Raw genomic sequence first — 23,342 nt, 5'->3', positions numbered from 1 at the left:
CGACTGCGCCCCCCACCGGAGGGTGGGGGGCGCAGTCATGGAAAAGCGCTGCTCAGGCCGTAATTGTACGCGGTTTGAAGGCCGGCCTTGCCGCCTCGTAGGCCGCGATGTCGGCTTCGTTCTGAAGGGTGAGGCTGATGTCGTCCAGGCCGTTCAGCAGACGCCAGCGGGCGTTCTCGTCGAGCTCGAAGTCGGCGTCGATCCCGGCCGCCAGCACCTTGCGGCGCTCCAAGTCAACGGTGATTTCGGCCGTCGGGTCGGCCTCGGTCAGCTCCCAGAGCGCGTCCACGGTCTTCTGGTCCAGGACGACGGTCAGCAGGCCGTTCTTCAGCGAGTTGCCGCGGAAGATGTCGGCGAACCGGGAGGAGATGACGGTCTTGAAGCCGTAGTTCTGCAGCGCCCAGACGGCGTGCTCACGGGAGGAGCCGGTGCCGAAGTCGGGGCCGGCCACCAGGACCGTGGCGCCCTGCCGCTCAGGGCGGTTGAGCACGAACTCGGAGTCCTTGCGCCAGGCCTCGAACAGCCCGTCCTCGAAGCCGTCGCGGGTGACCTTCTTCAGCCAGTGCGCGGGGATGATCTGGTCGGTGTCGACGTTGCTGCGGCGCAGCGGGACGGCCCGGCCGGTGTGCGTGGTGAAAGCTTCCATGGTTCCTCAGACCCCCGCGGGCGTAGCGACGTCGGACAGATCGGCCGGGGAGGCCAGGTGGCCCAGTACGGCGGTGGCGGCGGCGACCTGGGGGGAGACCAGGTGGGTCCGACCGCCCTTGCCCTGCCGGCCCTCGAAGTTGCGGTTGGAGGTGGACGCGGAGCGCTCACCGGGCGCCAGTTGGTCGGGGTTCATGCCCAGGCACATCGAGCAGCCCGCATGCCGCCATTCGGCGCCGGACTCCTTGAAGACCTTGTCCAGGCCCTCCTCGACGGCCTGCAGGGCCACCCGGACCGAGCCGGGGACGACCAGCATCCGGACGCCCTCGGCGACCTTGCGGCCCTCCAGCAGGGCGGCGGCGTTGCGCAGGTCCTCGATGCGGCCGTTGGTGCAGGAGCCTACGAAGACGGTGTCGACCTTGATGTCCCGCAGCGGCTGCCCGGCGGTCAACCCCATGTACTCCAGGGCCTTTTCGGCGGCCAGGCGCTCCGAAGCGTCTTCGTACGAAGCCGGGTCGGGGACGTTCGCCGAAAGCGGCGCGCCCTGGCCGGGGTTGGTGCCCCAGGTGACGAACGGCGCCAGCGCGGCGGCGTCGATGACGACCTCGGCGTCGAAGACGGCGTCCTCGTCCGACTTCAGGGTCTTCCAGTACGCGACGGCGGCGTCCCAGTCCTCGCCCTCGGGGGCGTGGGCGCGGCCCTTCAGGTACGCGAAGGTGGTCTCGTCGGGGGCGATCATGCCCGCGCGGGCACCGGCCTCGATCGACATGTTGCAGATGGTCATCCGGGCCTCCATCGAGAGCTTCTCGATGGCGGAGCCGCGGTACTCCAGGATGTAGCCCTGACCGCCGCCGGTGCCGATCTTCGCGATGATCGCCAGGATCAGGTCCTTGGCGGTGACGTCCTCGGGCAGCTCGCCGTCGACGGTGATCGCCATGGTCTTGGGGCGGGCCAGCGGCAGCGTCTGGGTCGCCAGGACGTGCTCGACCTGGCTGGTGCCGATGCCGAACGCCAGCGCGCCGAACGCGCCGTGCGTGGAGGTGTGCGAGTCGCCGCAGACGACGGTGGTGCCGGGCTGGGTCAGACCCAGCTGCGGGCCCACGACGTGGACAACGCCCTGCTCGACGTCGCCCAGCGGGTGCAGCCGTACACCGAACTCGGCGCAGTTCTTGCGCAGGGTCTCCAACTGGGCGCGGGAGACCGGATCCGCGATCGGCTTGTCGATGTCGAGGGTCGGGGTGTTGTGGTCCTCGGTGGCGATGGTGAGGTCGAGGCGCCGCACCTGCCGGCCGTTCTGACGCAGGCCGTCGAACGCCTGGGGGCTGGTCACCTCGTGCAGCAGGTGCAGATCGATGAAGAGGAGGTCGGGCTCGCCCTCGGCGCGCCGGACGACGTGGTCGTCCCAGACCTTCTCCGCGAGTGTCCTACCCATCGCTTTCCCTCCGGCCGACGTGATCGCCGACACAACTAGAGACCCGTTTCGCGAGCCGTTGTGCGGCCGCCTCACCAGGGTCGCAAGATCCCAGGAAAATTGAACTTGCGTTTCACAGAGTGAGACGTGAATATCGTTGCATGGACAACTCTAGCGGCGTGGGCGTTCTCGACAAGGCAGCCCTTGTCCTGAGCGCCCTGGAGTCCGGTCCGGCCACCCTCGCAGGTCTGGTCGCGGCGACGGGACTCGCACGACCCACGGCACATCGCCTCGCCGTGGCACTGGAACACCACCGGATGGTGGCTCGCGACATGCAGGGCCGGTTCATCCTCGGACCGCGCCTGGCGGAGCTCGCCGCCGCGGCCGGTGAGGACCGCCTGCTCGCCACCGCGGGCCCCGTACTGACGCATCTGCGCGATGTCACCGGCGAGAGCGCCCAGCTCTACCGACGCCAGGGAGACATGCGCATCTGCGTGGCGGCCGCCGAGCGGCTGTCCGGCCTTCGGGACACGGTCCCGGTCGGCTCCACGCTGACCATGAAGGCCGGCTCCTCGGCGCAGATCCTGATGGCCTGGGAGGAGCCCGAGCGGCTCCACCGCGGCCTTCAGGGCGCCCGCTTCACGGCGACCGCGCTGTCGGGCGTACGGCGCCGCGGCTGGGCGCAGTCGATCGGCGAGCGGGAGCCGGGCGTGGCGTCCGTCTCCGCGCCCGTACGTGGCCCGTCGAACCGCGTGGTGGCCGCCGTGTCGGTCTCCGGGCCGATCGAGCGCCTGACGCGCCACCCTGGCCGCATGCACGCCCAGGCGGTCATCGACGCCGCCGCCCGCCTCTCCGAGGCGCTTCGCCGCAACGGCTGATCCTCTCCGTCCCTCCTGCACGAATCCGGCCCACCGCTTCAACGCCGCAGCGGTGGGCCGGAGTTGTGCGTGCGTGCCCGAACAGCGAAGAAGCCCTCCCCCGAAGGGAAGGGCTTCCTCTATGCGTACCCCCGACCGGATTCGAACCGGCGCTACCGCCTTGAGAGGGCGGCGTGCTAGGCCGCTACACAACGGGGGCAAGATCAATGACCACGCGACGGAGTCGCATGATGTTACTACGCTGGCCTACCAGGACTCGAACCTAGACTAACTGAACCAGAATCAGTCGTGCTGCCAATTACACCATAGGCCACTGGTGGTTTAGACCAGTTGGTACCCCCGACCGGATTCGAACCGGCGCTACCGCCTTGAGAGGGCGGCGTGCTAGGCCGCTACACAACGGGGGCCCTAGCGATCCCACCCGGCACCAGAGTGCCGGGTGATGTCACCGCGTGTTCACCGGGAGCGACCCTGGTGATCCGCAGGATGGATCTGTACCCCCGACCGGATTCGAACCGGCGCTACTGCCTTGAGAGGGCAGCGTGCTAGGCCGCTACACAACGGGGGCTTTGCGGATGAGATCCGCGTACATGCAGATGAGCTCTGCGAGCTGGCCTACCAGGACTCGAACCTAGACTAACTGAACCAGAATCAGTCGTGCTGCCAATTACACCATAGGCCACCAAAACTCGATCCCCGTCGAGGGGGATCTTGTTCGGGTTGTGCTCCGGGGGTTTCGGCCTTTCGGCTTGCTCCCCTCGGCGCAGGAAGAACATTACCCGAAGGTGTCCGGCGCTCCAAAACGGGTATCCCCGCGCAGCAGACCGGGGAGCTGGTGGAGGTCCGTGATGCGGGTCAGCTCGGGTCGCCCGCCGGTGCCGGCGCGGTCCAGCCAGATCCCGCTGAGCCCCGCCTCGGCCGCCCCGCGGGCGTCGATGTCCGGCTGGTCGCCGACGTACGCCACCTCCTCCGGAGCCAGCCCGAGGGCGGCACAGGCGGCATGGAAGGCCTCGGCGGCCGGTTTGGCGAACCCGAGCTCCGCGGCACAGACGACGGCCTCGAAGCGGTCCCGTACGCCGAGGACGCGCAGCTTGCGGTCCTGGTTGTGGATGCTGGAGTTCGACAGGACGGCGTGACGGTAGTCACGGGCCAGGACGTCGAGGACGGGCAGGGCGTCGGGGAAGAGCTCCCAGGCGGCCTCGTAGTGCGCGATGTACCGCTCGAACCAGTCGTCCGCCTCGGCGTCGGTGAGCCCCGGCGCGGCGAGGAAGTCGCGCACCCGCTCACGCCGCTGGTCCTGGAAGTCCACCCCGCCGGCCTCGAAGCGCCTCCAGTGGACGACGGTGAGCTCCTTCCACCGCGCCAGCGCCTCCTCGACGGTGCGGTAGCGGTCGATCAGCCCCTCGACGGACAGGTGGGCGCCCAGGGCGGCCGTGTCGGCGCGGGCGTAGTCGAAGAGGGTGTCGTCGATGTCCCACAGGACGGCGCGTATGGCCATGGCTCGACCGTACCCCCGCGCCCCGGTCAGACGCGGTCGATCCGGTCCGCGGGGACGACGAAGAAGTCGGTGACGAAGCAGGTGAGCGCGCCGTCGGCGCCCCGGCCGATCCACGTCGGATAGGCGCCGTCGCCCCAGCCGGAGGTGAAGCCGGCCAGGTTGTGGCTGTTCTCGCCCTCGGCCATGAAAACCCCGGGCCCGTGGCCGACGGTCTCCATCGCCGCCCACACGGCGCCTTCCTCGTCCTCGGTGCCGGGGAAGGCGCCGTCGGCCGAGGCGTCGTAGAAGCAGCCGGTCCCGGCGTCCACGCCGTAGCCGTAGAACTCGTCCTCGCCGAGTTCGGCGATGTCCTGGCCGGGGAGAAGGGCGAGTTCCCAGGAGACGGCAGGAGCGTCACGGACGGTGAGGCGGACGGCGGCGACCCGGGTGTGCGGGTGTGGGCCGGGCTCCGCTCCGGGGCGTACGAGCGTGGCGACGGCCGCCTGCACCGCGTACCGGCCAGGAGGCACCTCGGCGGTGAAGGGCTCTGTCTCGCCGCTCCCCAGGTACACGAAGGGGTCGCAGGCGACGACGCGGCCGGTGGGCAGGGCCAGTTCGCCGACCTCGACCACGGAGATCGTCCCGGCGAGGCCGTCCTCGTACGAGAAGGAGGTGCCCGGGGTGAAGATCCGGGCGTAGTCGCGGGCGGTCATCGGCACGGCAGGGGCCTTTCGCGGTAGGGCTCGACGGGACCGACCCTAGCCAGGGGGTGCGACAACGCCGTGGGGCGGCGGCCGGAAAGTCCGACCACCGCCCCACGGGACGTGTGCGAAGGGCTCAGCCCGCCAGCTTCGCCAGCGCCGCGTCGATGCGGGCGAGGGTCTTCTCCTTGCCCAGGATCTCCAGCGACTCGAAGAGCGGCAGGCCGACCGTGCGACCGGTGACCGCGACGCGGACCGGGGCCTGGGCCTTGCCGAGCTTCAGGCCGTGCTCCTCACCGGCGGCCAGGACAGCGCTCTTGAGGGACTCGGGGTCACTCCAGTCGGCGGTCTCCAGCTTGCCGCGCGCGGTGGTGAGCAGCGCGGCCGGCTCGCCCTTCATCGCCTTGTCCCACGAGGGCTGGTCGAAGACCGGCTCGGGCAGGAAGAGGAAGTCCACGTTGGCCGTGATGTCCGAGAGGACGGTGAGCCGGGTCTGGGCGTGCGGCGCGATGGCCTCCCAGGCGGCGCTGTCGAAGTCCTCGGGCGCCCAGTTGGCGTGCGGGGCCCGCAGCCAGGGCTCGCAGGCCGCGGCGAACGCCTTCACGTCCAGCATGCGGATGTGGTCGGCGTTGATCGACTCGGCCTTCTTCAGGTCGAAGCGCGCCGGATTGGCGTTGACGTCCGCGATGTCGAACTTCTCGACCATCTGCTCGATGGTGAAGATGTCCTCGTCCGCCGAGAACGACCAGCCCAGGAGGGAGAGGTAGTTCAGGAGGCCCTCGCGCAGGAAGCCGCGCTCCCGGTAGAGGTTGAGGGAGGCCTGCGGGTCGCGCTTGGAGAGCTTCTTGTTGCCCTCGCCCATCACGTACGGCAGGTGACCGAAGGCCGGGATCTCCTTGGCGACGCCCAGCTCGATCAGCGCCTTGTAGAGCGCGATCTGGCGCGGGGTGGAGGAGAGCAGGTCCTCGCCGCGCAGGACGTGGGTGATCTCCATCAGGGCGTCGTCGACCGGGTTGACCAGGGTGTACAGCGGGGCGCCGTTGGCGCGCACGATGCCGTAGTCCGGGACGTTGTCCGGGGTGAAGGTGAGCTCGCCGCGGACCAGGTCGGTGAAGGTGATCGGCTCGTCGGGCATCTTGAAGCGGACGATCGACTCCCGGCCCTCGGCCCGGTAGCGCTCGATGCGCTCGGCGCTCAGGTTGCGGCAGGTGCCGTCGTAGCCGGAGGGCTTGCCGGCCAGCCGCGCCGCGTCACGTCGGGCCTCGAGCTCCACGGCCGTGCAGAAGCAGTGGTAGGCGTGGCCTCCGGCGAGCAGCTTCTCGGCGACGTCCTTGTAGATGTCCATCCGCTGCGACTGGCGGTACGGCTCGTGGGGGCCGCCGATCTCGGGGCCCTCGTCCCAGTCGAGACCCAGCCAGCGCATCGAGTCGAGCAGCTGGTTGTACGACTCCTCGGAGTCCCGGGCCGCGTCGGTGTCCTCGATACGGAAGACCATGGTGCCCTGGTTGTGCCGGGCGAAGGCCCAGTTGAAGAGGGCGGTGCGGACCAGGCCCACGTGGGGGTTGCCGGTCGGGGAGGGACAGAAACGTACGCGGACGTTCGCGTTAGCCACGCTTGATCACCTTGTTGGTGAGAGTGCCGATGCCTTCGATGGTGACGGCGACCTCGTCGCCGACGTTGAGGGGGCCGACCCCGGCGGGGGTGCCGGTGAGGATGACGTCGCCCGGGAGCAGCGTCATGGCCTCGGTGATGTGGACGACCAGGTCCTCGATGGAGCGGATCATGTCGCTGGTGCGACCGAGCTGGCGCTGTTCGCCGTTGACGGTCGCCTGGATGGTGAGGTCGCTCGCGGCGGCCAGGTCCAGGCCCGTCTCCACCCAGGGGCCGAGCGGGCAGCTGGTGTCGAAGCCCTTGGCCCGGGCCCACTGCTTCTCGCGCGCCTGCGCGTCGCGGGCGGTGACGTCGTTGGCGCACGTGAAGCCGAAGATGACGTCCTTGACGCGGTCGCGGGGGACTTCACGGCACATGCGGCCGATGACCACGGCCAGTTCGGCCTCGTGGTGCAGCTCGTTGGAGAAGGAGGGGTACTCGATGGCGTCGCCGGGGCCGATCACCGAGGTGGTCGGCTTGAAGAAGGCGACGGGGACCTCCGGGACCTCGTTGCCGAGTTCGGCGGCGTGCTCCGCGTAGTTGCGGCCGATGGCCACGACCTTGTTCGGGAGCACGGGCGGCAGGAGCCGTACCTTGCTCAGCGGGACCTTGGTGCCGCTCAGCTCGAAGTCGGTGTACGGGATGCCCTTGATGATGTCGAGGACCAGGCCGCCGGACTCGACGGTTCCCTCGCCCTCGACGGCGCCGAAGGCGACATTGCCGTCGATGGAGAATCTGGCGATGCGCACGAGTGCTGTCGCCCCTCACTTGTACTGGCTGGAGTCTGACGGTCCAGGCTAACGCGGTGAGGGGCGGCTCCTGCCGTATTACTGTGCGGGCTGCGGCGCCTCGGGGACGGTCATGAGGACCGTACGACGGGGGTTGGCCGTCTGCGTGGGGAGCTCGGCGGCGTGCTCCGGCTGCACGCCCCGACCGAGCTGCTCGGCGTCCTCGAGGTGGGCGAGCGTGGTGCGGCGGGGGTTGGCCGTGGAGCGGAGCAGCATCGTCGTCTTCATGTTTTCGCGAGCCTCTACAGAACGGGGAGTCGTGTAAAGCGTCAGGCTAAACGTGCAATTCCCTTCGAATGCATGGGGAAGACAACGATCTAGGTGTGAGTTTGCTCACCACCGGACGGATAATTCCGGCATTACGGACCGCGGTGCAGGGTCACGGAAACGGACATTGCGCCACTGAACGAACCATTCCGCTCCTGATCATCGCGACTGGGACACTCGCCCCACGTGACTCTTTGGGATTAATAAGTCCGATTCCTCCATGATCATCTTCTACGTGGGGTGACACGATGTTCACGCGTTGTTATGCCACCCGATGCCCGACACGCGGCCCTTGTTGGAGATCCGGCACTGTGCTGGAATTCCACGCACCGCCGCGGGTTTCAAGCCGGCGCGCAGGGGGCGCAACGCAGCGCCGGGTGAGCGGCGGGGAAGGGGGAACTGCGCCGGTCATCGACGACCACCATGGGGCGCAATCGCGTCCCGAGACGCCGACACCGTCTTCTCCGTTCACGCGGAAGGACGCCTGGTCCAGAGGTTGCGACGCTAGTGCAGGGACGATTCAAGAGGGATGGCAGCAACGCTGCCGCGGAGCAGGAGCCTCGCGCCGGGACCGACCGCGGTTCCTCGGCCCAGCACGCCCAGAAGCCGGGCCAGGGTCCGGCGGGTGAGGGCGGTGACGGCTCCGCGCGCTCCGGCGCGACGACCTCTGCCACCGAGTCCACCGACGCCGCGAAGAAGCCCAGGGCCGAGAACGAGGTCGGGCCGCGAATAGCCCTGCGCAACTGGCGCATCTCGACGCGTCTGGTCGCCCTGCTGACCCTCCCCGTGGTCGCGGCCACCAGCCTCGGCGGCATCCGCATCAGCGAGTCGCTCCAGGACATGGAGCAGCTCGACCACATGCAGCTGCTCACCAAGCTGACCCAGGAGGCGACCGACCTCGCCCAGGCCCTCCAGACCGAGCGTGACCTGTCCGCCGGTCCGCTGGCCAACGGGAAGTCGGCCGGTGACTACCAGGTCGCCAACCCGCGCAAGGCGACGGACCGCGCCCAGAAGGCGTTCATGGACGCCACGGCGGACATCCCCGCCACCGAGGGCGACGAGGCGCTGCAGAGCATCCGCCAGAACGTCAGCCAGATCGCGTCCCAGGTCGTCCAGATCGGCGGCATCCGCCAGGAGGCGTACAAGCAGGGCGTCTCCCACTCGGTGACGGTCGAGGCGTACAGCCGTCTGATCCGCTCGCTGCTCAGCCTCTCCCAGGACATGGCGCAGGCGACCAGCAACCCGGAGATGATCAAGCGCACCCGCGCGCTCGCGGCGTTCTCGTCCGCCAAGGAGTACGCCTCCGTCCAGCAGGCGATCATCGCCTCCGCGCTGCCCTCGGGCGACAGCCGGGCGGGCAAGCTGGAGCAGGGCGACCGTCTCTACGGTTACGCCGCCCAGCAGGGCGAGAAGGTCGAGCTCAAGGCCTTCGAGACCATCTACGAGTCGGCCGGTGGCGACGCCGCCGAGCTGACCTCCTCGCTCTCCACCGGCAACCCCTCCATCGAGGCCGCCGACAAGTACGCGGACCGGGTGCTGAGCAACGACACCGGCATGGCCAGCCGCACTCCCCGCGGTCACCTGAACTTCACCGACGAGTACGGCACCAAGCTCCAGGCCATGAACGTCATCGAGGAGAGCCTCCTCGGCCAGATGGAGACCAAGGCCCGTGAGCTGCGCGCGGAGTCGCAGCGCGAGGCCATCATCAACGGTGCGCTGATCCTCCTCGTCCTCGGCGTCTCGCTCATCGGCGCCTTCGTCGTGGCCCGGTCCATGATCCGCTCGCTGCGCCGGCTCCAGGACACCGCGACCAAGGTCGCCCAGGACCGTCTGCCCGAGCTCGTCAAGCAGCTCTCCGAGGCCGACCCGCAGGACGTCGACACCTCCGTCGAGTCCGTCGGTGTGCACTCCCGGGACGAGATCGGCCAGGTGGCCGCGGCCTTCGACGACGTGCACCGCGAGGCGGTCCGCCTCGCCGCCGAGCAGGCCCTGCTGCGGGGCAACGTCAACGCGATGTTCACCAACCTCTCGCGCCGCTCCCAGGGTCTTATCCAGCGTCAGCTCTCGCTCATCTCCGAGCTGGAGTCCCGCGAGGCCGACCCGGACCAGCTGTCCTCGCTCTTCAAGCTCGACCACCTCGCCACCCGCATGCGGCGTAACGGTGAGAACCTCCTCGTCCTCGCCGGTGAGGAGCCCGGCCGTCGCTGGACCCGTCCGGTCCCGCTGGTCGACGTGCTCCGCGCCGCCGCCTCCGAGGTGGAGCAGTACGAGCGCATCGAGCTGGCCGCCGTCCCGGCGACCGAGGTCGCCGGCCGCGTCGTCAACGACCTCGTGCACCTCCTCGCCGAGCTGCTGGAGAACGCCACCTCGTTCTCCTCGCCGCAGACCAAGGTCCGCGTCACCGGTCACGCGCTGCCCGACGGCCGCGTCCTCGTCGAGATCCACGACACCGGCATCGGCCTCTCCCCCGAGGACCTCGCCGCGATCAACGAGCGGCTCGCCTCGCCGCCGACCGTGGACGTCTCCGTCTCCCGCCGCATGGGTCTGTTCGTGGTCGGCCGCCTGTCCCTGCGACACGGCATCCGGATCCAGCTGCGCCCGTCGGACTCCGGCGGCACCACCGCGCTCGTCATGCTCCCCGTCGACGTCGCCCACGGCGGCAAGAAGCCCGCGCCCAAGCAGGGCCCCGGCGGCCAGGGTGCGATGCCGCAGGGTCCCTCCGCTCCCGGTGGCCGCCTGACCGGTGGTCCGGGTGCGGCCGGTGGTCTCGGCTCGGCCGGCCGGCCGGGCATGGGTGGCGCGCCGTCGGCGTCGGCCGGCCGGCTCGGCGCCGGTGCGGGTGCCGCCCGCGGTCAGGTCGGTGCGGGCAGCGGCCCGCGTGCCGCACTGCCCGGCCGGGACGGCGGACCGCGCGCGAACGGTCCGCAGGGCCAGGCCCCGGGTCAGGGCGCTCCGCAGCAGCCGCAGTCGCACTCGCAGGGTCAGCAGACCTCGCAGATGCCGCAGGTCTCCCAGGAGCCGCAGCGTCCGGGGCTCGGCGCCGGTGGGTTCGGCGGTGCGCAGAGCGCCATTCCGTCCCGTACGGATGTCTGGGGCGGCCAGGGCAACCAGGGCCAGAACGCCCAGGGCAACCAGGGCAACCAGGGCAACCAGGCCCAGGCTCCCCAGCCGCAGCAGGGCCAGGGCAACCAGGCGCCGCAGGGCGGCCGCCCCGGTCAGAACGGCGTCCCGCGCGCCGAGCTGCCCGGCGGCGCCCCGCAGCAGCAGCGTCCGCAGACCACCAGCTGGGGCAACGACCAGGCGCAGCCGGTCCGCCGCCCGCAGCAGGAGATGTCGCCGCTGGACGCGCCGCGCGGTCACGAGGAGCCGGAGACCACGGGTCAGTACGCCCGTCCGACGGCTCCTCAGGGCCCCGGTTCCACCGGTCAGTTCCCGCGCCCGGACTTCGGACAGCCGCAGCAGAGGCCCCAGCAGGCTCCGCAGGCGTACCAGCCGCAGGCCGCGCAGGACCCGGCGTCCACCGCGCAGTTCCCGCGCCCGGACTTCGGACAGCCGCAGCAGGCGCCCCAGCAGGCCCAGGCCCCGCAGGGGTACCAGCCGCAGCAGCCCCCGGCCCAGCGCCAGCGCGGCGGAAGCGACTACGGTGCGCCCCGCCCGGCCGGAAACCTGCCTCAGCAGCCTCAGCAGCCCCAGTTGCAGCAGCCCCGCCAGCCCGAGGCCCTGCCTCCGGCGAGCGGCCCGAGCGACGCCCGGACCCCCCTGTACGACACGCTGGAGACCAACTGGTTCCACGGTCAGGGTCAGGGTCAGCAGCAGGACAACGGACGGGGTGCCGTCGACCAGACGATGCAGACCCCGGCCGTGCCTCAGCAGCCCGCGTCCCCGGCCCCGCGGCGCCCCGCCGCACAGGGCGGCGACGGCGGCCAGCAGGCCGGCGGGCCCGCCTCCTGGCGGACCTCGCCCAACGACGAGCTGGTGCGCCAGGCCGAGCGGGTCCGCAAGCCCGCGGCCGGCGGTGTCACCACCTCCGGACTGCCGCGACGGGTTCCGAAGGCCAACCTCGTACCCGGGACCGCGCAGGAGCAGGCCCACACGGCCGGCCCTCAGGTCTCGCGTGCACCCGACGACGTCCGCGGCCGGCTCACCAATCTGCGCCGCGGTATCCAACAGGGCCGCCAGGCGGGCAACTCGACCACGGGTAGCTTCCACCTCGGCCCGACCCACCAGCAGGAGCGTTAGTTGAGCGCGATGAGCCAGGCGGCGCAGAATCTGAACTGGTTGATCACCAACTTCGTGGACAACACCCCCGGGGTGTCCCACACGGTGGTGGTCTCCGCCGACGGCCTGCTGCTGGCCATGTCGGAAGGTTTCCCCCGCGACCGCGCCGACCAGCTGGCGGCGGTCGCGTCCGGACTGACCTCGCTGACCGCGGGCGCGTCCCGCATCTTCGAGGGCGGTCCTGTCGCGCAGACGGTCGTGGAGATGGAGCGCGGCTTCCTCTTCCTGATGTCCGTCTCCGACGGTTCCTCACTGGCCGTGCTCGCGCACCCGGAGTGCGACATCGGCCTCGTGGGCTACGAGATGACGCTGCTGGTCGACCGGGCCGGCAGCGTCCTCACCCCGGATCTCCGTGCCGAGCTCCAGGGAAGCCTTCTGCACTAGACGCACCGACAGGGTGGCACGCCCCTCCGTGCCACCCTGGGATCACACACCGTCCGGCCGCCCCATCCGGCCCCCCACCGGCCCCATCAGACGGCAGTTGAATCCCTGCCGTCACGCCCGGAGGATTCATGACCCCGCCCCCCGCCTCTCACGATCCGTACGGCGCCTCACTCGACGCGTCGTACGGAGATGAAGGCGACCAGCCGCTGGTGCGTCCGTACGCGATGACCGGCGGCCGGACCCGGCCGCGCTACCAGCTCGCCATAGAGGCCCTGGTCAGCACCACGGCCGACCCGGCACACCTCGCGACCCTGCTCCCCGAGCACCAGCGGATCTGCCACCTGTGCCGAGAGGTCAAGTCGGTGGCCGAGGTCTCGGCGCTGCTGTCGATGCCGCTCGGCGTCGCCCGGATCCTCGTCGCCGACCTGGCGGAGGCGGGCATGGTGGCGATCCACCAGCCGGGCAACGGAGAGGCCGGCGGTACGCCGGACGTGACACTGCTCGAAAGGGTGCTCAGTGGACTTCGCAAGCTCTAGCGGCGGCGGCGCGGCCAGGTCGACCACCAGCGCGAAGATCGTGGTGGCGGGTGGCTTCGGCGTGGGCAAGACCACGTTCGTCGGCGCCGTCTCGGAGATCAACCCGCTGCGCACCGAGGCCGTGATGACCTCGGCCTCGGCCGGGATCGACGATCTGACGCACACCGGCGACAAGACCACCACGACGGTGGCGATGGACTTCGGCCGTATCACCCTGGACCAGGACCTGATCCTGTACCTCTTCGGTACACCCGGTCAGGACCGCTTCTGGTTCATGTGGGACGACCTGGTCCGCGGTGCCATCGGCGCCGTCGTACTCGTGGACACGCGCCGTCTCGCCGACTGCTTCCCGGCGGTCGACTACTTCGAGAACAGCGGTCTGCCGTTCGTCATCGCGCTGAACGGGTTCGAGGGGCATCAGCCGTACTCCCCCGACGAGGTCCGTGAGGCCCTTCAGATCGGTCCCGGCACTCCGATCATCACCACCGACGCCCGCCATCGCGCGGACGCCAAGAGCGCTTTGATCACGCTTGTGGAGCATGCGCTGATGGCACGACTCAAGTAGGCGGACGCGTACGGAAGTTGTCGTACGCCCCTTGAGGGGCGGTCTGTGTCCTTCGACACGGCCCGCCCCCGTGTTCATAACGTTTCGAATGAGAATTGTGGCTCCACGGACACCCGACGCATCCGATCGGTACCGCTGCGCTCACATGAGCCTCGCCATTTGGCGGGGCTCGTTCTTTATGCCCGTTTTATCTCGGGCCTGGATCGGTAAAAGCGGGCGCTCAGGGCTGTTTGGAAGGGACCCCCTTCACGTGCTGCAATTCATGAACTCCCGAGTAGTACGGCCCTGAACGAAACACCGGCACAACGTAGGTGCCGACGCCGAGAGGTTGTTGGTCGAGTGAGGCGAAGCAAGGAAAGCTCCGCGGAGCAGCAGGCGCGAGGCAACTTCACGCCGCCGGCACGCATGGTGGCGTCGCCCGCTGAGCCGCCGGTGACGCCCCAGGCCGGCAACGGCAAGGGCAGCCAGAGCAAGCTGTCCCCGCGTAACTGGCGAGTACCGACCAGGCTGAACGCGATCCTCCTCATACCCGTGCTGGTCGGCCTCGTCATGGGCGGCTTCCAGGTGAAGGGGTCGATCGACACCTGGCAGGAGGCGCAGAACGCCGAGAAGACGGCGCTGATCGTGCGCGCCGCCTCGGAGTACAGCCAGGCACTGCTCAACGAGCGTGACCTCACCGCCGCTCCCCTGCTCACGGCCAAGTCGGCCGAGGACCGCAAGAGCGACGAGGTCACGAAGGCGTACGCCGCCACCGACGCCGCCAAGGTCAAGTTCGACCAGGCCGTCACGAGCATGCCCGAGGGCGAGGGCCTGGAGCGCCGCCTGAAGCTGTTCAGGGACGAGGAGCCCAAGCTCGAGAAGCTCCGCCAGGGCGCGTACACCCGGGCCCTGGACCCCGTGAACACCCAGCTCGGGTACACGGGCGTCCAGCACTTCCTGATGGAGTTCTCCAACGAGCTCGGGCTCGGCACGGGCAACGTCACCGCCTACGGCCGGACGCTCTACGCCATCCAGCTCGCCAAGGCGGCCGAGTCGCTTCAGCGCTCGATCGGCATCCAGCTCCTCGTCCGGCCCAGCCAGAAGGACGAGGTCTTCGCCCAGCAGTCCGTGGCGTTCAACTCGTACAACTACCTGGAGCAGATCGCCCTCGGCGAGTACAACTCCGGTGGCACCCAGGCCGACGTCGACCGGCTGCGGCAGGTCATGACGGAGAAGGCCAAGGACGGCGCGGAGAAGATGCAGGCGGCGGGGATCACCCTGCCCAAGGGGCCCGACGGCTCCGTCTTCACCGGCGTGGTCAAGGAGATCGGTTCGGCCAAGGACGCCGAGGCGATCGCCGATCTGAAGCAGAAGGGCATCACGCCCGAGACCTGGATGGCCGTCGCCACCGGCAAGTTCGACGGCTACACGACGGTCGAGAAGGAGCTCGTCGACAAGGCCGTGACCGAGGCGGCGAACATCTCCTCGGACGCCCAGACGGACGCCTACGTCAACGGTGGCATCGTCGTCATCGCGCTCCTCACCGCCTTCATCCTGGCCGGGATGATGGCCCGCCAGATGAGCCGGTCGATGCGCGAGCTGCGCACCGCCGCCTTCGCCATCGCCGAGCAGCGTCTGCCGATGCTCGTCGACCAGCTCTCCCGTACCGAGCCGGGCCGGGTCGACACCCGCGTCCAGCCCATCCCGATCGACTCCCAGGACGAGATCGGCGAGGTCGCCCGCGCGTTCGACCAGGTCCACCGCGAGGCCGTCCGGCTCGCCGCCGAGCAGGCCATGCTGCGGGGCAACGTCAACGCGATCTTCACCAACCTCTCGCGCCGCAACCAGTCGCTGATCGAGGGCCAGCTGACCCTCATCACCGACCTGGAGAACAACGAGGCCGACCCGGACCAGCTGGAGAACCTCTTCAAGCTGGACCACCTGGCCACCCGTATGCGCCGCAACGGCGAGAACCTCCTGGTCCTCGCCGGCGAGGAGCCCGGCCGCCGCTGGGACCAGCCGGTCCCGCTGGTCGACGTCATGCGCGCCGCCTCCTCCGAGGTGGAGCAGTACGAGCGCATCGAGCTCGCCGGTGTCCCGGAGGCCGAGATCCACGGCCAGGCCGTGACCGACCTCGTGCACCTGCTCGCCGAGCTCCTTGAGAACGCCACCACGTTCTCCTCCCCGCAGACCAAGGTCCGCGTCACCGCGACCCGGCTGCCCGACGGCCGCGTGATGGTCGAGATCCACGACAAGGGCATCGGTCTGACCGCTGAGGACTTCGCGGACATCAACCACAAGCTGGCCAACCCGCCGACCGTGGACGCCGCCGTCTCGCAGCGCATGGGCCTGTTCGTGGTCGGCCGGCTGGCCGACCGGCACGGCATCCGGGTCCAGCTCCGCCCCTCGGGCGAGCAGGCCGGTACGACCTCGCTGGTCATGCTGCCGGACGCGATCACCCACGGTGGTGGTGGCGAGCAGCTGCCGGAGAACGACTTCACGGTCTCGCAGATCATCCCGCAACAGCAGCAGCACGCCTTCGAGCCGGTGCAGCAGCCGATGCGGACCGCGGCCGAGCTCGGCTTCGACGACTCCCGCTACGAGCAGCAGGGGGACGACCGGCAGCTCGACCCGGTGAACCGTTCGCTGATGCGCGAGGAGCGCCGGGCGGCCCTGGAGGCGCAGGCGCAGGGCGGTGAGCGTCCGCTGTTCCGGGACGAGGTCGACCCCTCGCAGCAGCCGTACGGGCAGCACGAGCAGGAGTACGCGCAGGACCAGGAGTACGGCCAGGAGCAGGAGTACGGCCAGGAGTACGCGTCCGACTTCGGCCGGCAGGCTCCGCAGCACGACGCCTACGACTATCCGCAGCAGGGCTACGACGGCTACGGCCAGCCCGCCGACGGGTACTCCGAGCCGAACTATGCGGAAGCCGCTTACCAGGGTCATGACAACGGCCAGGCGCAGTACGACAACGCGTACCAGCCCCAGGAACACCAGGGCGAGTGGGCGGATCAGGGTGCGTACCAGGGCGGCTACGAACAGCAGTACGGAGTACAAGCGGAATCTGCTCCCATCGCTCCCGAACCGGCTCCTGAGCGCGTAGGCTTCGACCGTCCGGGTCCGACGCCGAACCCCACCCCGGACGCCGGTCATGCCCTGACCGATGCCGGTCTGCCGCGCCGTGGCAGCACCGCCGCTCAGGCGCAGCAGCCGGTCCAGCAGCCGGCGCCGGTGCAGCAGAACCAAGCCGACGGTTCCGACGAATGGCGCTCGACGAACGACGAGCGCTGGCAGCGGGCCGAGAAGCTCCGCGACCCGAAGGCGGGCGGGGTCACCTCCTCCGGTCTTCCGAAGCGGGTCCCGAAGGCCAATCTGGTCGAGGGCACGGCGGAGCAGACCCCGCAGGGCGGCCCCCAGGTCTCCCGCGCCCCTGAGGACGTGCGGGGCAGGTTGAGCAACCTGCGTCGCGGTGTCCAGCAGGGACGCAGCGCGGGAACGGACACGAACGGATCGGGCCTCGGCCCGGGCAGTACCTACAACCAGGAGCGTTAGTGTGAGCATGAGCCAGGCGGCGCAGAATCTGAACTGGTTGATCACCAACTTCGTGGACAACACCCCCGGGGTGTCCCACACGGTGGTGGTCTCCGCCGACGGACTCCTGCTGGCGATGTCCGAGGGTTTCCCCCGGGACCGCGCCGACCAGCTGGCGGCCGTCGCCTCCGGACTGACCTCGCTGACCGCGGGCGCGTCCCGGATCTTCGAGGGCGGTGCGGTCAACCAGACCGTCGTGGAGATGGAGCGCGGCTTCCTCTTCATCATGTCGATCTCGGACGGCTCCTCGCTGGCCGTGCTGTCCCACCCGGAGGCCGACATCGGTCTCGTGGGCTACGAGATGGCTCTGCTCGTCGACCGTGCGGGCAGCGTTTTGACTCCTGACCTCCGGGCGGAGCTTCAGGGAAGTCTTCTCAACTAACAGACAGACAGTGCGTTTCGCGCCACCGCACCGTAAGGTGCGGTGGCGCGGTTCCACAGGGACATGGACCGCGAGGCAGTCGGAGGAGGAGACGTGGGTACACCCCCGGGCGGACGCCCTTACAACGGTTTTGACGGTTCGCAGCCGCACGGCGACACCACGCAGAACCGGTTCAACTTTCCCTCCGCCCCGAGCAGACAGGGCGCGTCGCAGCCCTACCAGCAGCCTCAGGCCCAGCAGCCGGCCCCGGTCGGGGCGCCGAGCGCCTCGCGCCGCGCTGCGGGTGGTTCCAGCGGTTCCGGGGGTTCCGGCGGGCACAACCCGCTGGTACGTCCGTATGCGATGACCGGCGGCCGGACCCGGCCGCGTTACCAGCTCGCCATCGAGGCGCTGGTCAGTACGACGGCCGATCCGGCCCGGCTGCAGGGGCAGTTGCCCGAGCACCAGCGGATCTGCCGACTGTGCTTCGAGATCAAGTCGGTGGCCGAGATCTCGGCACTTCTCTCCATTCCCCTCGGCGTTGCCCGGATTCTCGTCGCCGACCTGGCCGAGGCCGGACTTGTCGCCATCCACCAGCCCGGCGGCGACGAGGCCGCCGGCGGTCAGCCAGACGTGACACTGCTCGAAAGGGTGCTCAGTGGACTTCGCAAGCTCTAGCGGCGGCGCGGCCCGTTCAACCACCAGCGCGAAGATCGTGGTGGCGGGTGGCTTCGGCGTGGGCAAGACCACGTTCGTCGGCGCCGTCTCGGAGATCAACCCGCTGCGTACCGAGGCCGTCATGACGTCTGCGTCCGCGGGCATCGACGACCTCACGCACACCGGCGACAAGACGACGACGACTGTCGCGATGGACTTCGGCCGTATCACCCTGGACCAGGACCTGATCCTGTACCTCTTCGGTACGCCGGGTCAGGACCGCTTCTGGTTCATGTGGGACGACCTGGTGCGCGGCGCGATCGGCGCCGTGGTCCTGGTCGACACGCGCCGTCTCGCCGACTGCTTCCCGGCGGTCGACTACTTCGAGAACAGCGGTCTGCCGTTCGTCATCGCGCTGAACGGGTTCGACGGCCACCAGCCGTACAACCCGGAGGAGGTCCGTGAGGCCCTCCAGATCGGCCCGGACACGCCGATCATCACGACCGACGCCCGTCACCGCGCGGACGCCAAGAGCGCGCTCATCACCCTGGTTGAGCACGCCCTCATGGCCCGCCTGCGGTAACCGTCCCGACGGGTACACGTACGAAGGCCCCGCGCACCGTTCCGGTGCGGGGGCCTTTTCGTGTGCCCCACCCCCGCTTCGTGTTCCCCACCCCCGCGGAGAGCGCCCGTGCGGCACGCGGCACGGCGAAGGCCCCCGCTCCGGTCGGAGCGGGGGCCTTCGGTGCGGCGCGGGTCAGCCCTGCCAGGAGTGGGAGGGGCGGAAGCCCGACTGGCGTTCCAGGCGGCGCCAGCCGGCCGTCGAGCGGCCGTGGTGGGCCGTGACAGTGTCTTCGTCGGGTGTGGCGGCCGCGCGGGCGAGCAGCACCGCGGTGATCGCGGCCAGCTCCTCGGGGTCGGCGTGGCCCTTCTCGACACGGAGAAGGTTGGCTGTGGCAGGCGTGGTCACTTCGGTGGGCTCCTCTTACTGAGGCGGGTTGCCGTGCTTGCGGGACGGCAGGTCGGCGTGCTTGGTGCGGAGCATGGCGAGGGACCTGATGAGGACCTCCCGCGTCTCTGCGGGGTCGATCACGTCGTCGACCAGTCCGCGCTCCGCCGCGTAGTAGGGGTGCATCAGCTCGGCCTTGTACTCCTTGACCATGCGGGCCCGCATGGCCTCCGAGTCCTCGGCCTCGGCGATCTGCTTGCGGAAGATGACGTTGGCGGCACCTTCGGCGCCCATCACCGCGATTTCGTTGGTGGGCCAGGCGTACGTCAGGTCGGCGCCGATGGACTGGGAGTCCATGACGATGTACGCGCCGCCGTACGCCTTGCGCAGGATCAGGCTGATCCGGGGGACGGTCGCGTTGCAGTACGCGTACAGCAGCTTCGCGCCGTGGCGGATGATCCCACCATGCTCCTGGTCAACGCCCGGCAGGAAGCCGGGTACGTCCAGAAGGGTGACGATCGGGATATTGAAAGCATCGCACATCTGAACGAATCGGGCGGCCTTCTCCGAGGCCTCGATGTCCAGGACGCCGGCCAGCGACTGCGGCTGGTTGGCGACGATGCCCACGACCTGACCGTCCAGGCGGGCCAGCGCGCAGATGATGTTGCGGGCCCAGCGCTCGTGGATCTCCAGGAAGTCGCCGTCGTCGACGAGCTCCTCGATCACCTTGTGCATGTCGTACGGACGGTTGCCGTCCGCCGGGACCAGGTCGAGCAGGACGTCCGAGCGGCGGTCCGCCGGGTCCTCGGAGGAGACTGTCGGCGGGTTCTCGCGGTTGTTCTGCGGGAGCATCGACAGGAGGTAGCGCACCTCGGCGATGCACGTCTCCTCGTCGTCGTACGCGAAGTGCGCCACGCCGCTCGTCTCGGCGTGCACATCGGCGCCACCGAGGCCGTTCTGGGTGATCTCCTCGCCGGTGACCGCCTTGACGACGTCCGGACCGGTGATGAACATCTGCGAGGTCTCACGGACCATGAAGACGAAGTCGGTCAGCGCGGGGCTGTAGGCCGCACCACCGGCACACGGGCCGAGCATCACCGAGATCTGCGGGATGACGCCCGAGGCGCGGGTGTTGCGCTGGAAGATGCCGCCGTAGCCGGCGAGGGCGGAGACGCCCTCCTGGATACGGGCGCCGGCACCGTCGTTCAGCGAGACGAGCGGGGCACCGGCCGCGATCGCCATGTCCATGATCTTGTGGATCTTCGTGGCGTGGGCCTCGCCCAGCGCGCCGCCGAAGATCCGGAAGTCGTGCGCGTAGACGAAGACCGTACGGCCCTCCACCGTGCCCCAGCCGGTGATGACACCGTCGGTGTACGGCTTCTTCGCCTCCAGGCCGAAGCCCGTGGCGCGGTGTCGGCGCAGCTGCTCGACCTCGTTGAAGGAACCAGGGTCGAGCAGCAGCTCGATCCGCTCGCGAGCGGTCAGCTTGCCCTTGGCGTGCTGGGCCTCGGTGGCCCGTTCGCTCGGTCCGCGCCGAGCCTCCTCGCGCAGGGCGTGCAGCTCGGCCACTCGGCCACGTGCGTCAGTCGGCTCGCTCGGGATCTGGTCCACAACGGTCATGTACCGACCCTACGAAGCCGACCAAGGAAATCCCGCCGTCGACTCCGTACAGTCTCCCGCGTCGATTCCTGGTGGAGTAAGACAGAACCGGCGGCAGGGAGGGTCGAGTCAACAGCCAGACACCCCTCGTGTTTGTAGGATTCCTATACAAGCACTTCGCAGCGGTGTGTGGCCCCCGCGGTACCGGGGGTGATCCGCAGCCGCAGTGAGCGGCCGGTGGCGAGCACCTCCACCGAGGGGTCGTGGGCGAGCACGCGGCGGACGGGCTGGTCCCAGACGAGCTCCAGCGGCTGCCCGGTGCGCTGCGGCTCGCCGATCCGGAGATCGAGGACCGAGCGCCGGCGGCGGACCAGGACACTGGCCGGGGCCGTGACCGTCAGGCGCCCCACCGTACCGGCCCGCCACAGGTTCGCGGCCGTGAGTCCGAGGGACGGAACGCTCACGGCCTGCCGGTCGGCGGAGTTGTCCAGGATCGTCAACCAGCCCTCGTCGGCGGCGCGGGCGGCCAGCGTGCGCCGGGAGGCGCCCGGCATGAGCAGATAGACGTACGAGGCGTCGGCCGGGTCCGTGCCGTGGTCGAGCCACAACGTCTGGTAGGTGCGGGTGCGGGTCTCGGTGGAGCTGGTGGTGTTGATGTCGCTCCAGGCGCCGGTCCGTTCCTCGCGCAGGGTCCGGAGGTTCGCCGCGCCGTGGGGGAAGACCCAGCCGCCGTGTCCCTCGAGGTGCGCCCAGCCCTCGCCGGTGGTGAGCGCCTGGGCCCCTCCCCCACGGCCGTCGGCGTGGGAGGTACCCGCATCGCCGAGGTTGCGGTTGTCGACGACGGTCTCGACGGGGACGCCGTCGGCGGCGGTGATCCCGGCCCCGAGACAGATGACGGCGTCCGCCGCGCAGAACCAGGACTTGCGGGCCTCCAGGGTGGAGCCGAGGCCCTTGAGGTGCTGCCCGACGGCCGCGAACTCGCCGTCGGTGGCTCCGCCCACCCAGGTCACGGCCGGCTTCGGGGCACCCCACTCCCCGCCGGCGCGGTCGGCGAGGCGCTTGGTGGAGACGGTGGTGCCGGGGAGACGGTAGGGGTCGACAGTGGGCCAGAACCAGTCGGTGTACTGGCCGCCCTGGTCGGGGGTCCACCAGGAGAGCATTCCGGCGCCGGTGTGCCAGCCGCGCGGGTTCTCGCCGTTGCCGCACTCGTAGTACGAGATACGCTCCGAGGCCATGGCGATGTTGGCGGCCCAGCCGGGGCGGCGGTGGACGGCCCGGTCCATGGCGGCGAACAGCCTGTGCCCGGTCGGCTCCGGGGCTGCCGGGACGGGCGCCTCGGCGACGGCGTGCAGCCGGGCGAGGTCGGCGACGCCGAACTGACGGGCGGAGAGGATCGGGGAGACGGTGTCCCGCTCGATCCAGCCCTTCACGCGCGCGTGCCACCGCTCGCGCTCGGCGGCGCTCGCGCCGCCGGCGAGCAGGGCGATGGCGGCGATGATGCCCTGGCCGTGGAAGTGGTCGGAGCGCATGACGCGGCGCTCGTCGTTCTTGAGGTAACCGCGGCTGATGGCACGGCCGTTGACGCTGTCCATCATCAAGCCGTCGTAGATCAGGGGCGCGTAGGCCTTCTCCACGCTGTCGAGGATGATCTGCCGGTTCGGGTCGGCCACCGCCCAGCTGGAGCCGGCGAGGAGGGTGAAGAGGCGGCCGAGGCCGTCGAGCATGACCTGTCCGTACGTGCCGGAGTAGGCGACCCAGGTGTGCTGGACGAACGAGCCGTCGGCGTAGAGGCCGTCGCCCTTGGTCACGTACGGGAAGACGGGCGAGAGGGCGTCACGGGCGAGGGCGATCTTGGCGGGGTCGGCGCCGAGGATGCCGCGCAGGGCGACGGAGCGGCAGAGGTCGACGCGGTTGGCGCCGGTGGAGGTGCCGCTGTAGTTCGTGAGCATCGAGTCGGGGACGAAGTGGTCGACGGCGGCGCAGGCGGCCGCTGTGCGCTCGGGGCCGAGATGCGGGTGGAGCGCGGCGACGATGTCCATGAGGAGGCGGGGGCTGCCGATCTGCCATTCCCACCAGTTGCCGTACCTCTGCGTGCCCGCCTTGTAGATCCGCGCGGAGAGGTGGTCGAGGCCCCGCAGGACGTCGGCGAGCAGCGTCGCGTCGCCGGTGAGCCCGGTGCCGGGTTGCACATACGCCTGCGTCATCGTCCACAGGCGGCTGTAGCTCTGGGTGATGCCGGACGGCGGGTCGAAGGTGTAGCCAGGCCAGAGGGAGGTGTCGGTGGGGGCCATGGACGCCCGGAACGTGCGGGCGAGTTCGCCGGTCTCGGCGAGGCGGGAGGCGTACGGCTCGGCGCCGGCATCGAAGCCGGCGCCGAGCTGGATGTCGAGCCAGCGCAGCCGCAGCGCCTCGAACTCCCCCTCCGCGGCGTGTGCGAGAGCGGGAAGTCCGAGGGCCGCGGCCGCGCCTCCTGCGGCTGCGGCGGTCAGGAAGGTGCGGCGGGACCAGAAGGGAACGGGCACGGGAGCCTCCCGGGGGGAAGTGGTGTAGACCGGTTGGCGCCCGGTGTAACACCCGTTCTCCGACGCAATCAATGAGCACGACACCCTCGGATGGAAGCGCTTTC

The 23,342-nt window shown here is 69.9% G+C and carries 19 protein-coding genes and 5 tRNA genes; 9 read left to right on the top strand and 15 right to left on the bottom strand.

The features are described from left to right. Positions 1 to 52 precede the first annotated feature (52 nt). Both leuD and leuC read right to left on the bottom strand, forming a co-directional pair. On the bottom strand, positions 53 to 646 hold the full coding sequence (leuD, locus tag ABZ939_RS08870; RefSeq protein WP_361850855.1) for a 3-isopropylmalate dehydratase small subunit: 594 nt from the start codon (positions 644 to 646) through the stop codon (positions 53 to 55). A 6-nt stretch (positions 647 to 652) separates the two neighbouring features. Further along, positions 653 to 2,077 (bottom strand): 3-isopropylmalate dehydratase large subunit, encoded by a 1,425-nt coding sequence (gene leuC / locus ABZ939_RS08865; protein WP_361850853.1) that lies wholly within the window; start codon positions 2,075 to 2,077, stop codon positions 653 to 655. A 140-nt stretch (positions 2,078 to 2,217) separates the two neighbouring features. On the opposite strand from leuC, the gene ndgR reads away from it, so the two are divergent. Continuing rightward, positions 2,218 to 2,934, top strand: coding sequence for an IclR family transcriptional regulator NdgR (gene ndgR, locus ABZ939_RS08860; RefSeq protein WP_005311436.1), 717 nt, complete (start codon positions 2,218 to 2,220; stop codon positions 2,932 to 2,934). A 126-nt stretch (positions 2,935 to 3,060) separates the two neighbouring features. Here the strand turns inward: ndgR and ABZ939_RS08855 are convergent. From ABZ939_RS08855 to ABZ939_RS08810, 10 genes are all read right to left on the bottom strand, one after another. Continuing rightward, a tRNA-Glu gene (locus ABZ939_RS08855) sits at positions 3,061 to 3,133 on the bottom strand. A 42-nt stretch (positions 3,134 to 3,175) separates the two neighbouring features. Continuing rightward, positions 3,176 to 3,247 (bottom strand) — tRNA-Gln (locus ABZ939_RS08850). Positions 3,248 to 3,265: 18 nt separating this feature from the next. Further along, a tRNA-Glu gene (locus ABZ939_RS08845) sits at positions 3,266 to 3,341 on the bottom strand. A gap of 88 nt (positions 3,342 to 3,429) precedes the next feature. Further along, a tRNA-Glu gene (locus ABZ939_RS08840) sits at positions 3,430 to 3,502 on the bottom strand. A gap of 42 nt (positions 3,503 to 3,544) precedes the next feature. After that, positions 3,545 to 3,616: transfer RNA gene (locus tag ABZ939_RS08835), tRNA-Gln, on the bottom strand. Between the two features lie 93 nt (positions 3,617 to 3,709). Next, positions 3,710 to 4,432 (bottom strand): HAD family hydrolase, encoded by a 723-nt coding sequence (locus ABZ939_RS08830; protein WP_361850851.1) that lies wholly within the window; start codon positions 4,430 to 4,432, stop codon positions 3,710 to 3,712. 26 nt (positions 4,433 to 4,458) lie between these two features. Then, on the bottom strand, positions 4,459 to 5,130 hold the full coding sequence (locus tag ABZ939_RS08825) for a DUF4241 domain-containing protein (RefSeq protein WP_361850849.1): 672 nt from the start codon (positions 5,128 to 5,130) through the stop codon (positions 4,459 to 4,461). Between the two features lie 118 nt (positions 5,131 to 5,248). Next, the gene (gltX, locus tag ABZ939_RS08820) at positions 5,249 to 6,724 is read right to left on the bottom strand and encodes a glutamate--tRNA ligase (RefSeq protein ID WP_361850847.1); all 1,476 of its coding nucleotides are present in this window, start codon (positions 6,722 to 6,724) and stop codon (positions 5,249 to 5,251) included. Next, entirely contained in the window at positions 6,717 to 7,511 is a 795-nt protein-coding gene (locus tag ABZ939_RS08815; RefSeq protein ID WP_361850845.1) for a fumarylacetoacetate hydrolase family protein, read from the bottom strand. The genes gltX and ABZ939_RS08815 overlap by 8 nt, the downstream gene beginning before the upstream one ends. Before the next feature lie 78 nt (positions 7,512 to 7,589). Beyond that, the gene (locus ABZ939_RS08810; RefSeq protein ID WP_361850843.1) at positions 7,590 to 7,778 is read right to left on the bottom strand and encodes a hypothetical protein; all 189 of its coding nucleotides are present in this window, start codon (positions 7,776 to 7,778) and stop codon (positions 7,590 to 7,592) included. Positions 7,779 to 8,324: 546 nt separating this feature from the next. Between ABZ939_RS08810 and ABZ939_RS08805 the strand changes: the two genes are divergently transcribed. From ABZ939_RS08805 to ABZ939_RS08770, 8 genes are all read left to right on the top strand, one after another. Then, complete coding sequence (locus ABZ939_RS08805) at positions 8,325 to 12,056, top strand: nitrate- and nitrite sensing domain-containing protein (RefSeq protein ID WP_361850841.1); 3,732 nt, start codon at positions 8,325 to 8,327, stop codon at positions 12,054 to 12,056. Between the two features lie 9 nt (positions 12,057 to 12,065). Continuing rightward, positions 12,066 to 12,479, top strand: coding sequence for a roadblock/LC7 domain-containing protein (locus ABZ939_RS08800; protein WP_030325548.1), 414 nt, complete (start codon positions 12,066 to 12,068; stop codon positions 12,477 to 12,479). A gap of 128 nt (positions 12,480 to 12,607) precedes the next feature. After that, positions 12,608 to 13,015: a DUF742 domain-containing protein gene (locus tag ABZ939_RS08795; protein ID WP_361850839.1), complete on the top strand. Its 408-nt coding sequence runs from the start codon at positions 12,608 to 12,610 to the stop codon at positions 13,013 to 13,015. Next, positions 12,996 to 13,580, top strand: coding sequence for an ATP/GTP-binding protein (locus tag ABZ939_RS08790; RefSeq protein ID WP_361850837.1), 585 nt, complete (start codon positions 12,996 to 12,998; stop codon positions 13,578 to 13,580). The genes ABZ939_RS08795 and ABZ939_RS08790 overlap by 20 nt, the downstream gene beginning before the upstream one ends. Positions 13,581 to 13,919: 339 nt before the next feature. After that, a complete protein-coding gene (locus tag ABZ939_RS08785; protein WP_361850835.1) occupies positions 13,920 to 17,111 on the top strand; it encodes a nitrate- and nitrite sensing domain-containing protein in 3,192 nt (1,063 codons plus the stop codon). Between the two features lie 7 nt (positions 17,112 to 17,118). After that, on the top strand, positions 17,119 to 17,532 hold the full coding sequence (locus ABZ939_RS08780; protein ID WP_147980024.1) for a roadblock/LC7 domain-containing protein: 414 nt from the start codon (positions 17,119 to 17,121) through the stop codon (positions 17,530 to 17,532). Between the two features lie 93 nt (positions 17,533 to 17,625). After that, complete coding sequence (locus ABZ939_RS08775) at positions 17,626 to 18,189, top strand: DUF742 domain-containing protein (RefSeq protein WP_361850833.1); 564 nt, start codon at positions 17,626 to 17,628, stop codon at positions 18,187 to 18,189. Further along, positions 18,170 to 18,751, top strand: a complete 582-nt coding sequence (locus tag ABZ939_RS08770; protein ID WP_050791473.1) for an ATP/GTP-binding protein — start codon at positions 18,170 to 18,172, stop codon at positions 18,749 to 18,751. Before ABZ939_RS08775 ends, ABZ939_RS08770 begins: the two co-directional genes overlap by 20 nt. 174 nt (positions 18,752 to 18,925) lie before the next feature. Here ABZ939_RS08770 and ABZ939_RS08765 read toward each other — a convergent pair whose 3' ends face one another. The 3 genes from ABZ939_RS08765 to ABZ939_RS08755 all read right to left on the bottom strand — a co-directional run bounded on the left by ABZ939_RS08765 (position 18,926) and on the right by ABZ939_RS08755 (position 23,238). Continuing rightward, positions 18,926 to 19,138: an acyl-CoA carboxylase subunit epsilon gene (locus tag ABZ939_RS08765; protein ID WP_361850831.1), complete on the bottom strand. Its 213-nt coding sequence runs from the start codon at positions 19,136 to 19,138 to the stop codon at positions 18,926 to 18,928. Between the two features lie 15 nt (positions 19,139 to 19,153). Next, complete coding sequence (locus ABZ939_RS08760; protein ID WP_361850829.1) at positions 19,154 to 20,737, bottom strand: acyl-CoA carboxylase subunit beta; 1,584 nt, start codon at positions 20,735 to 20,737, stop codon at positions 19,154 to 19,156. Positions 20,738 to 20,880: 143 nt separating this feature from the next. Beyond that, positions 20,881 to 23,238 (bottom strand): polysaccharide lyase 8 family protein, encoded by a 2,358-nt coding sequence (locus ABZ939_RS08755; RefSeq protein ID WP_361850827.1) that lies wholly within the window; start codon positions 23,236 to 23,238, stop codon positions 20,881 to 20,883. Positions 23,239 to 23,342 lie beyond the last annotated feature (104 nt).

The sequence above is a fragment of the Streptomyces sp. NPDC046712 genome (genome assembly GCF_040645695.1).
Classification (GTDB): Bacteria; Actinomycetota; Actinomycetes; order Streptomycetales; family Streptomycetaceae; genus Streptomyces.
Note: the sequence above shows the minus strand (reverse complement) of the source record. Positions and strands in the feature narration are given on the sequence as shown.

Bases quoted from the DNA above. Each gene is read 5' to 3' on its own strand.
- ndgR (WP_005311436.1), top strand. From the start codon at position 2,218: ATGGACAACTCTAGCGGCGTGGGCGTTCTCGACAAGGCAGCCCTTGTC.
- ABZ939_RS08810 (WP_361850843.1), bottom strand. From the start codon at position 7,778: ATGAAGACGACGATGCTGCTCCGCTCCACGGCCAACCCCCGCCGCACC.
- leuD (WP_361850855.1), bottom strand. From the start codon at position 646: ATGGAAGCTTTCACCACGCACACCGGCCGGGCCGTCCCGCTGCGCCGC.
- ABZ939_RS08760 (WP_361850829.1), bottom strand. From the start codon at position 20,737: ATGACCGTTGTGGACCAGATCCCGAGCGAGCCGACTGACGCACGTGGC.
- ABZ939_RS08830 (WP_361850851.1), bottom strand. From the start codon at position 4,432: ATGGCCATACGCGCCGTCCTGTGGGACATCGACGACACCCTCTTCGAC.
- ABZ939_RS08795 (WP_361850839.1), top strand. From the start codon at position 12,608: ATGACCCCGCCCCCCGCCTCTCACGATCCGTACGGCGCCTCACTCGAC.
- leuC (WP_361850853.1), bottom strand. From the start codon at position 2,077: ATGGGTAGGACACTCGCGGAGAAGGTCTGGGACGACCACGTCGTCCGG.
- ABZ939_RS08800 (WP_030325548.1), top strand. From the start codon at position 12,066: ATGAGCCAGGCGGCGCAGAATCTGAACTGGTTGATCACCAACTTCGTG.
- ABZ939_RS08780 (WP_147980024.1), top strand. From the start codon at position 17,119: ATGAGCCAGGCGGCGCAGAATCTGAACTGGTTGATCACCAACTTCGTG.